Origin of the sequence: Cellulosimicrobium sp. TH-20 (assembly GCF_002105775.1) — a bacterium.
GTDB lineage: Bacteria > Actinomycetota > Actinomycetes > Actinomycetales > Cellulomonadaceae > Cellulosimicrobium > Cellulosimicrobium funkei.
Window position 1 is genome coordinate 2,531,577 of the sequence record NZ_CP020857.1, and the last position, 11,602, is coordinate 2,543,178.

General features: G+C 74.3%; 7 protein-coding genes. 4 read left to right on the plus strand and 3 right to left on the minus strand.

Features of this window, described 5'->3' with window-relative positions; all coding sequences use genetic code 11:
* Positions 1-22: 22 nt before the first annotated feature.
* Entirely contained in the window at positions 23-1,726 is a 1,704-nt protein-coding gene (locus tag B8281_RS11140) for an NAD+ synthase (RefSeq protein ID WP_085387740.1), read from the minus strand.
* 116 nt (positions 1,727-1,842) lie between these two features.
* On the opposite strand from B8281_RS11140, the gene glnA reads away from it, so the two are divergent.
* On the plus strand, positions 1,843-3,180 hold the full coding sequence (glnA, locus tag B8281_RS11145; protein WP_021483141.1) for a type I glutamate--ammonia ligase: 1,338 nt from the start codon (positions 1,843-1,845) through the stop codon (positions 3,178-3,180).
* Positions 3,177-6,332, plus strand: a complete 3,156-nt coding sequence (locus B8281_RS11150) for a bifunctional [glutamine synthetase] adenylyltransferase/[glutamine synthetase]-adenylyl-L-tyrosine phosphorylase (protein WP_085387741.1) — start codon at positions 3,177-3,179, stop codon at positions 6,330-6,332. The genes glnA and B8281_RS11150 overlap by 4 nt, the downstream gene beginning before the upstream one ends.
* A 21-nt stretch (positions 6,333-6,353) precedes the next feature.
* Here the strand turns inward: B8281_RS11150 and B8281_RS11155 are convergent, their stop codons facing one another.
* Positions 6,354-6,995: an NADPH-dependent F420 reductase gene (locus tag B8281_RS11155; protein ID WP_085387742.1), complete on the minus strand. Its 642-nt coding sequence runs from the start codon at positions 6,993-6,995 to the stop codon at positions 6,354-6,356.
* Positions 6,996-7,083: 88 nt separating this feature from the next.
* On the opposite strand from B8281_RS11155, the gene B8281_RS11160 reads away from it, so the two are divergent.
* Together B8281_RS11160 and B8281_RS11165 are read left to right on the plus strand one after the other, a co-directional pair.
* On the plus strand, positions 7,084-8,679 hold the full coding sequence (locus B8281_RS11160; RefSeq protein WP_232322545.1) for an SLC13 family permease: 1,596 nt from the start codon (positions 7,084-7,086) through the stop codon (positions 8,677-8,679).
* Positions 8,680-8,799: 120 nt separating this feature from the next.
* Positions 8,800-10,533 carry an NAD(P)/FAD-dependent oxidoreductase gene (locus tag B8281_RS11165; protein ID WP_085387743.1) on the plus strand — a complete coding sequence of 578 codons (1,734 nt, stop codon included), beginning with the start codon at positions 8,800-8,802 and terminating at the stop codon, positions 10,531-10,533.
* A 119-nt stretch (positions 10,534-10,652) separates the two neighbouring features.
* Here the strand turns inward: B8281_RS11165 and B8281_RS11170 are convergent, their stop codons facing one another.
* On the minus strand, positions 10,653-11,570 hold the full coding sequence (locus B8281_RS11170; protein ID WP_085387744.1) for a glycoside hydrolase family 19 protein: 918 nt from the start codon (positions 11,568-11,570) through the stop codon (positions 10,653-10,655).
* Between the last annotated feature and the right edge of the window lie 32 nt (positions 11,571-11,602).

Sequence of the window (11,602 nt, forward strand, 5' to 3'; positions counted from 1 at the left end):
GGCGCGCGGGGTGCCGGCGTCGTCAGGCGAGCGGCTCGCGCCAGCGGTTCGTGATCGGCAGACGGCGGTCGCGGCCGAACGCGAGCGCCGTGACCTTCGGGCCCGGCGGGTACTGGCGGCGCTTCCACTCGGCGCGGTCGACGAGCGTGACGACCTTGTCGACGACCTCGGGGTCGAACCCGCGGGCGAGGAGCTCGGCGCGTCCCTCGGCGTGCTCGATGTAGGCGTCGAGGACCTCGTCGAGCAGGTCGTAGGGCGGCAGCGAGTCCTGGTCGGTCTGGCCGGGGCGCAGCTCCGCCGACGGCGGCTTGGTGATCGACGACTCCGGGATGGGCGGGATCTCGCCGCGGTCGAGCGCGGCGTTGTTGCGCCAGCGCGCGAGCTGCCACACGCGCGACTTGTCGACGTCCTTGAGCGGGGCGAACCCGCCGATGCTGCCCGCGTCGTAGATCGTGGCGTACCCGGTCGCGAGCTCGGACTTGTTGCCCGGCGCGATGACGAGGTGGCCCTCGCGGTTGGAGATCGCCATGAGGATCACGCCGCGCACGCGCGCCTGGAGGTTCTCCTCCGCGACGCCCTCGAGCTCGAGCTCGCCCTGGAACGCCTCGACCATGGGCGCGATGGGCTGGACGCGGTAGTCCGCGCCGAGCCGCTTCGCGAGGTCGGCCGCGTCGTCCTTGCTGTGGTCCGACGAGTACCGCGACGGCATCGAGACGCCGACGACGTTCTCGCCCCCGATCGCGTCCGCGGCGACGGCGGCGGTGAGCGCCGAGTCGATGCCGCCCGAGACGCCGAGGACGACCGAGCGGAAGCCGTTCTTGCGCACGTAGCCCGCGAGGCCCGTCACGCACGCCCGGTACACCTCCTCGTCCGGGTGCAGCTCGGGGGCGCGCGGCCCGCGCGGGGCGCCGTCGGCGGGGAGCTCCCAGACGAGCAGGTCCTCCACGAACTGCGGCGACGAGGCGACCACCGTGCCCGCGGCGTCGGTGACGAACGAGCCGCCGTCGAACACGAGGTCGTCCTGGCCGCCCACGAGGTTCACGTACGCGACCGGGGAGCTCACCTCGCGCGCGCGGCGCGCGGCGAGGTCCGTGCGGACGTGCCCCTTGCCCTCCTCGTACGGCGAGCCGTTGAGCACGAGCAGCAGGTCGAGCCCGTTCCCCGCCTCGTCGAGCGTCGCCATCTCCGCGACGGGGCCGCCGTCCTGCCAGATGTCCTCGCAGATCGCGATGCCGACGCGGCGCCCCTCGACCTCGACGACCGTCGTCGTCTCGCCGGGCGCGAAGATGCGGAACTCGTCGAACACGCCGTAGTTGGGCAGGTGGTGCTTGTCGTACGCGGCCTGCACGGCGCCGTCGCGCAGCACGACGGCGCGGTTGGTCGGGAGGTCGGCGGGGGAGCCCGAGGCCTCGCGCTCCGCAGCGCCCGCACCGCGGGGCGCGCCCGAGGTGCCCACGGTGCCGAGCACGACGGTGACCGCGCCCAGCCCCTCGGCGTCGAGCCGCGCCGCGATGTCCGCGGCGGCGTCCCACGCCGCGCGCCGGAACGACGCCCGCAGCGCGAGGTCCTCGATCGGGTAGCCGGTGAGGGTCATCTCCGGGAAGGCGACGAGCTGCGCGCCCGCGGCCGCGGCCTCCCGGGTGCGCTCGAGGACCAGGGCGGCGTTGCCGTCGAGGTCCCCCACGCACGTGTCGACCTGTGCCAGCGCGACGCGCAGATCAGCCATGCGTCCACCCTAGACGAGCAGGGCGGACGGCTCGTCCGGGGGGCCGCCGCGCGGCACGACGTCCAGGACACGACCGTGTCACCCGTTCGTCACACGGATCAGGCAGGATGTACCGCATGGACAGGCAGCAGGAGTTCGTGCTCCGCACGGTCGAGGAGCGCGACATCCGCTTCATCCGGCTCTGGTTCACCGACGTGCTCGGCATGCTCAAGTCGGTGGCGATCGCGCCGGCGGAGCTCGAGTCGGCGTTCGCCGAGGGGATCGGGTTCGACGGCAGCTCGATCGAGGGCCTCACGCGCGTGTACGAGGCCGACATGATCGCCAAGCCGGACCCGACCACGTTCCAGGTGCTGCCGTGGCGCGGCGAGCGGCACGGTACCGCCCGCATGTTCTGCGACATCCTCACGCCAGACGGCGAGCCGTCCCTCGCGGACAGCCGCAACGTCCTCAAGCGTGCGCTCGCCCGGGCGAGCGACAAGGGGTTCACGTTCTACACGCACCCCGAGGTCGAGTTCTACCTGTTCAACCAGCCGGCCGACGCCGGGTCGCCGCTCGTCCCCGTCGACCAGGGCGGGTACTTCGACCACCTCGCGCGCGGGAGCACGCACGACTTCCGGCGCGCCGCGATCACGATGCTCGAGTCCATGGGCATCTCGGTCGAGTTCTCCCACCACGAGGCGGGGCCGGGGCAGAACGAGATCGACCTGCGCTACGCCGACGCGCTGACGACGGCCGACAACCTCATGACGTTCCGCACGGTCGTCAAGGAGGTCGCGCTCGAGCAGGGCGTGTTCGCGTCGTTCATGCCCAAGCCGATGGCCGACCACCCCGGCTCGGGCATGCACACGCACCTGTCGCTCTTCGAGGGCGACCGCAACGCGTTCCACGAGCCGGGCGCCCAGTTCGAGCTGTCCAAGACGGCGCGCCAGTTCATCGCGGGCCTGCTCGTCCACGCGGCGGAGATCACCGCGATCACGAACCAGTACGTGAACTCGTACAAGCGCCTGTGGGGCGGGGCCGAGGCCCCCAGCTACGTGTGCTGGGGCCACAACAACCGCTCCGCGCTCGTGCGCGTGCCCATGTACAAGCCGGGCAAGGGCAACTCGAGCCGCGTGGAGTACCGCGCGCTCGACTCGGCCACCAACCCGTACCTGGCGTTCGCCGTCATGCTGGCCGCCGGGCTCAAGGGCATCGAGGAGGGCTACGAGCTCCCCGAGGAGACCGAGGACGACGTCTGGGAGCTCACCGACGCGGAGCGTCGTGCGCTCGGCATCAAGCCGCTCCCGCAGTCGCTCGACGAGGCGATCCGCATCATGGAGGGCTCCGAGCTCGTCGCCGAGACCCTGGGCGAGCACGTGTTCGACTTCGTGCTGCGCAACAAGCGCCAGGAGTGGGACGCGTACCGCGCGCAGGTCACGCCGTTCGAGCTGAAGCGGTTCCTCCAGGTCCTGTGAGCGGGTCCACGACGACGTCCGGTCGGTCCGGCGGGTCCCGCCGGCCCACGCTCACGGGTCGGCTCGCGCGGTTCGGCTTCGCCGACATCACGCGCTCGGCCGGCCTGCTCGCGGACCCGGACCTGGCGCTGCTGCTCGACCCGGGTGCCCGGTCCGTCGACGGTCCCGAGGCCGGCGCCGCCGACCCGGCGGGCGTCGTCGACGACGAGCTGCTCGCCGCGTTCGGCCAGGCCGCCGACCCGGACCTCGCGCTCCTGCAGGTCGTGCGGCTCGCGGGCGCGCTGCGCCCCGACGTCGAGGCGCGCGGTGCGCTCGCGGACCTCGCGCGCGGCACCCTGCGGCCCGGCCCGGCCCGCGACCGCCTCCTCGCGGTGCTCGGGGCGTCGGTCGCGCTCGGCGACGACGTCGTGCGGCGCCCCGCGCTGCTCGAGGTCGTCGCGGACCCGGCGCCGGGCACCGGGGTGGCCGCGGGCGACGTGCGGGCCGAGCTGCTGCGCGCCGTGGGCGCCGACCCGGACGCCGCCGTCCCGGTCGCGGCCGAGCCGGGGCCTGAGCGGGTCGACGCGCTGCGCCGCGCCTACCGCGAGCGGATCCTGCGCATCGCCGCGACCGACCTCACCGTCACCGACCCCCTGACGCGCATGCCCGCGGTCGGTGCGGCTCTGGCCGACCTCGCCGCCGCCGCGCTCGAGGGCGCGCTCGCCGTCGCGCGCGCGGAGCTCGACGACCACGGTGCGGGGGTGCGACTCGCGGTCATCGGCATGGGCAAGTGCGGGGCGCGCGAGCTCAACTACGTCTCCGACGTCGACGTGATCTACGTCGTCGAGCCCGCCGACGGCTACGACGAGGAGCACGCCACGACCGTGGGGGCGCGCCTCGCGACGAGCCTCGCGCGCGTGTGCTCCGGCACGTCCGGCGAGCCCGCCCTGTGGCAGGTCGACGCCGCGCTGCGCCCCGAGGGCAAGCAGGGGCCGCTCGTGCGCACGCTCGCGAGCCACGTCGCGTACTACGAGCGCTGGGCCAAGACGTGGGAGTTCCAGGCGCTGCTCAAGGCGCGCACCGTCGCGGGCGACCGCGAGCTCGGGCGCGCGTACGAGGAGGCGATCGCCCCGTTCGTGTGGTCGGCCGCGGGTCGCGAGAACTTCGTCGAGGACTCGCAGGCGATGCGCCGCCGCGTCGAGGCGCACGTGCCCGCGGCGGAGGCCGACCGCCAGCTCAAGCTCGGCAAGGGCGGCCTGCGCGACGTCGAGTTCACCGTGCAGCTGCTCCAGCTCGTGCACGGGCGGTCCGACGACTCGATCCGCAGCCGCAGCACCCTCACCGCGCTCGCCGAGCTCGCCGCCGCCGGGTACGTGGGGCGCGAGCACGCGGCGCGGCTCGGCGTCTGCTACCGGTTCCTGCGCTCGCTCGAGCACCGCATCCAGCTCTTCCGGCTCCGGCGCACGCACCTGCTCCCGACGGCCGACGACGAGCTGCGCCGTCTCGCCCGGTCGCTCGGCATGCGGACCGAGGGCGCGGCGGGCCTCACCGAGCGGTGGCGCGCGACGCGGCGCGAGGTGCGCGGCCTGCACGAGGAGATCTTCTATCGGCCGCTCCTGCCGGTCGTCGCGCAGCTCTCGCCGGACGAGGTGAGCCTGGCGCCGGAGGCCGCGAAGGCGCGCTTCGCCGCCATCGGCTACCGCGACCCGGCGGGTGCCATGCGGCACGTCACCGCGCTCATCGAGGGCGTGAGCCGCCGCGCCGCCATCCAGCGCCAGCTCCTGCCCGTGATGCTCGGCTGGTTCGCCGAGGGCGCCGACCCGGACGCCGGGCTGCTCGCGTTCCGCACGCTCTCCGAGACGCTCGGCACGACGCACTGGTACCTCCAGCTCCTGCGCGACTCCGGGTCCGCGGCCCAGCGGCTCGCGCACCTCCTGTCCAACTCGCGCTACATGGCCGACGCGCTGGGCCGGTCGCCCGAGTCCGTGCGCTGGCTCGCGGGCGACGCGGACCTCGTCCCGCGCGGCATCGAGCGCCTCGCATCGGAGACCGACGCGATCCTCACGCGCGCCGACGAGGTCGAGCCGGCCACGGTGAGCCTGCGCGCCGTGCGGCGGCGCGAGCTGGCCCGCACGGGCGCCGCCGAGCTGCTCGGGGTCGTCGACCCGGTCGACGCCGCGCGCAGCATCTCCGACGCGGCGGACGTGGTGCTCGCGGGCGCGCTCCGGGTCGCGGAGTTCGTGGCGCGCGACGAGCTCGGGTACGACGCGCCGGACCCGTCGTCCGCGCCGGCGCGCCTGCTCGTCGTCGCGATGGGGCGCCTGGGCGGCCGCGAGATGGGCTACGGCTCGGACGCCGACGTCATGTTCGTCCACGACCCGGCGCGCGGTGCGGCCGGCGACGCCGCCCAGGCGTACGCGCTCGCCGCGGCGACGCGGCTGCGGCAGCTGCTGTCCGCCGTCGGGCCGGAGCCTGCGCTGCCCGTGGACGCCGACCTGCGGCCCGAGGGGCGCAACGGCCCGCTCGTGCGCTCGCTCGCGTCGTACACCGAGTACTACGAGCGCTGGTCCAGCGTGTGGGAGGCGCAGGCGCTCCTGCGCGCGCGGCCCGTCGCGGGCGACGTCGCCGGGCTCGGCGAGGCGTTCACGCGCGTCGTGGACGCCCGGCGCTACCCGGCCGGGGGCCTCGACCTCGCGCACGTGCGCGAGGTCCGGCGCATCAAGGCCCGGGTCGAGGCGGAGCGGCTCCCGCGCGGGGTCGAGGCGTCGCGGCACCTCAAGCTCGGGCGCGGGGGAGTGTCCGACGTCGAGTGGACCGTCCAGCTCCTCCAGCTCCTGCACGCCCACGAGGTCCCCGCGCTGCGGACCACGTCCACGGTGGACGCGCTCGACGCCGCGGTCGACGTCGGGCTCGTCGACCCCGACGACGCCGCGACCCTCGGCGAGGCGTGGCACCTCGCGTCGCGCCTGCGCAGCGCGCTCGTGCTGTGGTCCGGGCGCACGACGGGCACGACGGTGGACGTGCTGCCGCACGACCGCTTCGCGCTCAACGGCCTCGCGCGCGTGCTCGACCTGCCGGGCGTGGACACGGGAGCCGAGCTGGAGGAGCACTACCTCCGCACGGCCCGCCGGGCCCGCACCGTCATGGAGCGCGTCTTCTACGGCGAGGACTGAACGGGGGCCGCGCGGGAGACGTCAGATCGTGCGCGGGGCGCGTGCGAGGTTGGCCCGCAGCTCGTCGGCGTCCTGGCGCGCCACGTACGCCGGGCGGTCGCGCTCGACGCGCCACGACTCCGCGAGCGGGCTCGTGTCGACGGTGTCGAAGCCGAGCTCGTCGTAGAACCGCTCGACCCACGCGGCGGCCTCGGGGAAGTCGCTCGACGTCGCCAGCGCGCGGCGGCCCGGCGTCCCGGCGGGCGTGCCGTCGGTCGTGATGTGCGGCGCCTGGATGTGGTTGAACGCCTTCGCCACCTTCGACGCCGGCAGGTGCTCCTGGAGCAGGCCCGACGACGTCGTCTCGCCGCGGTCGAGCGCCTCGACGTGGCCGTCGCGCTCCCAGTAGTAGTTGTTCGTGTCGAGCACGATCTTCCCCGCGAGCGGCTCGACCGGGACGTCGCGGTACGCGTGGAACGGCACCGCCACGACGGCGACGTCCGCGGCCCGTGCCGCCTCGTCCGCCGTCGCCGCGCGCGCCCGCGGCCCGAGCTCCGCCACGAGGTCGTCGAGCGTGCGCGGGTCGCGCGAGTTCGCGATGACCACGTCGTACCCCTGCCCGACGGCGGCCCGCGCCACCTGGGAGCCGATGTTGCCTGCGCCGATGATCCCGAGAGTCGTCATGGTCTCGACAACGCACCCGCGGCGTCACTATTCCGCACGGCTCGTCGTCCGGGCCGCTGTGGCATCCTGACGTCCGAGAGGGGGCCCCATGATCGATCCGCTGGTCGCCACGTTCGCGATCCTGGCCCTCGCCGTCGTGGGCTTCATGACGAACCGCCTGCCGCTCGTCGTCGTCGCGCTCTTCGTGCCCGTCGCGCTGTGGGCGACGGGCGTGCTCCCGCTCGACGAGGCGCTGGGCGGCTTCAGCGACCCGATCGTGCTCTTCATCGCGTCGCTCTTCGTGCTCAGCGAGGCGCTGGACTCGACCGGTGTCACGGCGTGGATCGGGCAGTGGCTCGAGCGGCGCGCGTCGCTCGGGCGCGCGGGCCTGCTCACGCTCATGGTGGGCGTCGCCGCGCTGCTCGCCGCGGTCATCAGCATCAACGGCGCCGTCGCGGCGCTGCTCCCCGTCGCGGTGGTCGCGGCGGCGCGCGCCGGGATCGTGCCGTCGCGCATGCTCATCCCGCTCGCGTTCGCCGCCGGCGCGGGGTCGCTGCTCACCCTCACGGGCACGCCGGTGAACATCATCGTCTCCGAGGCGGCGGCGGAGGCCGGCGGTCGCGAGTTCGGCTACTTCGAGTTCGCGCTCGTCGGCGCCCCGCTCGTCCTCGCCACCGCGGTGCTCGTCGTGACCCTCGGCGACCGGCTGCTGCCCGAGCGCGTCCCCGAGCACCTCGCCGACACCGCGACCGACCCGCGCGAGCGCGTGCGCTCGTGGCGCGAGAGCTACACGCCCGACCTCGACACGGGCCGCCTGTTCACCGGCGGCACCGGGGTCGTGGAGGTGGTCATCGCGCCCCGATCGACCCTCGTCGGGCGCACCGTCAGCCCGGGCATGACGACGCGCGACGAAGGGCTCGTCGTGGTCGCCCTCCGGCGGGGCGAGGCGCACGCGTCGGCCTCCGATGCCGAGCGGGCCTCCGGGACGCTGACCCTCCAGCCGGGCGACGCCGTGCTCGTGCGCGGCCCGTGGGACGCGCTGCACCGGTACACGCAGTCGCCCGACGTGCTCGCGGTCGACTCGGCGCGCAGCCTGCAGCGCGGCGTCCCGCTGAGCCGCGGGTGGCGCCGCTGCCTCGCCGTGCTCGTCGTGACCGTCGTGCTGCTCGCGACGGGCGTCGTGCCGCCCGTCATCGCCGGTCTGCTCGCCGCGGGCGCCCTGGTGGTCGGCGGGGTGGTCACCGTGCCGCAGGCGTTCCGCGCGATCTCGTGGGACACCGTCGTGCTCATCGCGGCGCTCATCCCGCTGTCCGCGGCGTTCGTCTCGTCCGGGGCGGCGGAGGCGATCGCCGGGCTCGTGCTCCGGCTCACGGGCGACGGGTCGCCGCGCCTCGCGCTGCTCGTGGTGTGCGTGCTCACGCTCGTGCTCGGGCAGTTCATCTCGAACGTCGCGACGGTGCTCGTCATGGCCCCCGTCGCGGTGTCGTTCGCGCAGACGCTCGACGTGAGCGTGCTGCCGTTCATGATGGCGCTCACGGTCGTGGGCGCGGCCGCGTTCCTCACCCCGATCGCCACCCCCGTCAACCTCATGGTCCTGCAGCCCGGCGGGTACCGGTTCGGCGACTACTGGCGCCTCGGCCTGCCGCTCGCCCTCGTCTTCCTCGCGGCCGCGGTCCTCTACGTGCCGCTCGTCTGGCCGTTCTGAGCCGTGACCCCGTGACCGTCCTGCGGTCGCCGTGGCACGACGTCGCAGGTCGTGGCACGGTATACCGCGTCGCACGGGCACCGGGCCTGCGCCGACGTACCTGACACGGGGGAGTCGTCCATGGCGGAGACCACGAACGGCACGCTCTACGACGCGGTCGTCATCGGGGCGGGCTACTCGGGCCTGGCGATGCTGCACCACCTGCGCGAGATCGGCCTGTCCGTGCTTGTCGTCGACGCCGCGGACGGGATCGGCGGCACCTGGTGGGCCAACCGCTACCCGGGCGTGCGGACCGACTCCGAGTACCTCGCGTACGCGTACTCGTTCTCGCGCGAGGTGCGCGACGAGTGGGACTGGTCCGAGCGCTACCCGCGCGGTGAGGAGATCCGCGCCTACCTCGAGTTCGTCGCCGACCGGCTCGACCTGCGCCGCGACATCCGGCTCGGCGTCGCCGTCGAGCGGGCCGAGCACTCCGACGCGACGAACCTCTGGACCCTCACCCTCGCGGACGGCTCCCGGCTGCAGGCGACGTACGTCGTCTCCGCGACCGGCCTGCTCTCCCGGCCCCTGTACCCGGACCTGCCGGGGCTCGACACGTTCGCGGGGCCGGTCCACCACTCGGCCCGCTGGCCGCACGAGGGCGTCGACCTGGCGGGCAAGCGCGTGGGCCTGCTCGGGGTCGGTGCCTCGGGGATCCAGATGCTGCCGGAGCTCGCGGCCGTGGCGGAGCACGTCACCGTCTTCCAGCGCACCCCCAACTACGTGCTGGAGACGACGAGCCCCGCCGTGACGGCCGACGAGCTCGCCGCCCTGCGCGCCCGCTACGACGACGTCTTCGAGCGCGCCACGCGCCACCCCTTCGGTGTCCCCATGGAGATCCCCACGCGGTCCGCGCTCGAGGTCGACGCCGAGGAGCGCCGCCGCGTCTTCGAGTCCCGCTGGGAGGCGGGCGGCTTCCGGTTCGCCAACGAGTGCTTCACGGACCTCGTGTCCAGCCCCGAGGCGAGCGAGCTCGCGTCCGAGTTCCTGCGCGGCAAGATCCGCGAGGTCGTCGAGGACCCACGGACGGCCCGCCTGCTCACCCCGACGACGTACCGCTTCATGGGCAAGCGACCCCCGACGGGCCACGGCTACTACGCGGCATACAACCGCGAGAACGTCGAGCTCGTCGACGTGCTGACCACGCCGATCACGCGCGTGACACCGCGCGGAGTCGTCGTGGGGGAGGTCGAGCACGAGCTCGACGTGCTCGTGCTCGCCACCGGCTTCGACGCCATGACCGGGGCGCTCACGGCGTTCGACGTCGTCGGGCGGGACGGCGTCACCCTGCGCGAGCGCTGGGAGCGCGACGGTCTGCGCACCTACCTCGGCATCTCCGTCCACGGCTTCCCGAATTTCTTCATGTCCCTCGGGCCGCAGACGCCGCTGTCCAACCTCACGGTGCCCGTCCAGCGCGGCGCGCAGTGGCTCCAGCGCGCGCTCGCGTACGCGCGAGAGCACGGCGTCGACCGGCTCGAGGCCACGCCCGAGGCGGAGGAGTGGTGGCGCGCCGAGACGGACCGCGCGGCCCGCGCGACCGTCATGTACGAGGAGGGCAGGAAGGCGGGCGCCTGGTTCGTCGGCGGCAACGTGCCGGGCAAGCGCGAGGAGATCGCCGTGTACCTCGGTGGCGGGCACGTCTACCAGGACGAGTGCGCCCGCGCCGCGGCCGAGCACTACGCCGGGTTCCGCCCCGGCGCGGGGCTGCCGTCGTCCCACGTCGTGCGGTCTGAGGCTGACCCGGAGGCTGTGCCCGACGCCGGTTCGGTGTCCGGGACCGAGGAGGCGCCGGTGGCCGCCGGGGTCGGCGGCTGACCGGCGGGCTCGGCGGCTGACCGGCGGGTGCGGTGCGCCCCCTGCGTGCACCGCACCCGCCGCTCACGCCGCCGGACGTGCCGCGGCCGACCGGCCGCCCACGCCGCGGTCCGGGCTGCTCAGCAGGTCAGGCCCGAGCCCGGGGCCACGCCCAGCACCTCGGTGATCCGCACGTAGCGGTCCACGCGCGACTGCACCGACGCCGGGTTGCCCCCGCCGCACTCGAGCGCCCCGTTGAGCGAGTTGATCGTCTGGCCGAAGCCGGCGCCGGACACCATCGCCTGGTGCGACGTCATCACGCCGGGCCCGTTCTGGGTGTTCCAGTACCAGAGCGCGGTCTGCCAGGCGACGGACGGGTCCTCCTCGACGAGCCACGGGTCGTTGAGCAGGTCGATGCCCAGGGCGTCGCCGGCAGCCTTGTAGTTGAAGTTCCAGCTGAACATGATCGGCCCGCGCCCGTAGTAGGCCGTCTGGCCCGCCGGGCAGCCGAACGGCTGGGAGTAGTCGCACTTGATCCAGTAGTTCGCCTCGTTGATCTCCTTCACGTACCGCAGCCCGACCGACTCGAAGTCCGCGTGCGTGAGGAACGCCGCGGCCTCGCGCGTCCGGGTCTCCGGCGTCCCCGTGCTGGCGAACGCCGGGTACGCGCCCAGCGCGTCGACGAACCCGTCGTACGTGTAGAACGGGTGCCGCTTCGGGAAGATCGCGTCGAACTCCGCGCGGCTCACCACGAAGTCGTCCCCGCCCCCCGTGCACCGGCCCGCGTCCACCCAGACGCTCGTCGACCCCGGCGTCTCGCGCTGGGTCCACCACCGGGCCGTCCAGTTCCGCCCGTGGTGCGACGCCGTCTTCCCGCCCGAGTACGCGGTCGTCGGTGACCACGTCGCGGCGCACGCGGCGACGCTCGCGGCCTGGTCGGTGCTCGTGGGGGAGGGGCCCGTCCCCGCGCCCGCCGGGGCGGTGACGGACACGGCCAGGACCGCCGAGGTGAGGACGGAGACGACGGTGGTGAGGGCGCGCCGGAAGCGAGTGCTCATGAATCTCCCTGCTGTTGCGGGCAGCATCGTTA

Coding starts and splice junctions, on each gene's coding strand:
- B8281_RS11170 (WP_085387744.1), bottom strand. CDS start 11,570: ATGAGCACTCGCTTCCGGCGCGCCCTCACCACCGTCGTCTCCGTCCTC.
- glnA (WP_021483141.1), top strand. CDS start 1,843: ATGGACAGGCAGCAGGAGTTCGTGCTCCGCACGGTCGAGGAGCGCGAC.
- B8281_RS11155 (WP_085387742.1), bottom strand. CDS start 6,995: ATGACGACTCTCGGGATCATCGGCGCAGGCAACATCGGCTCCCAGGTG.
- B8281_RS11165 (WP_085387743.1), top strand. CDS start 8,800: ATGGCGGAGACCACGAACGGCACGCTCTACGACGCGGTCGTCATCGGG.
- B8281_RS11140 (WP_085387740.1), bottom strand. CDS start 1,726: ATGGCTGATCTGCGCGTCGCGCTGGCACAGGTCGACACGTGCGTGGGG.
- B8281_RS11160 (WP_232322545.1), top strand. CDS start 7,084: ATGATCGATCCGCTGGTCGCCACGTTCGCGATCCTGGCCCTCGCCGTC.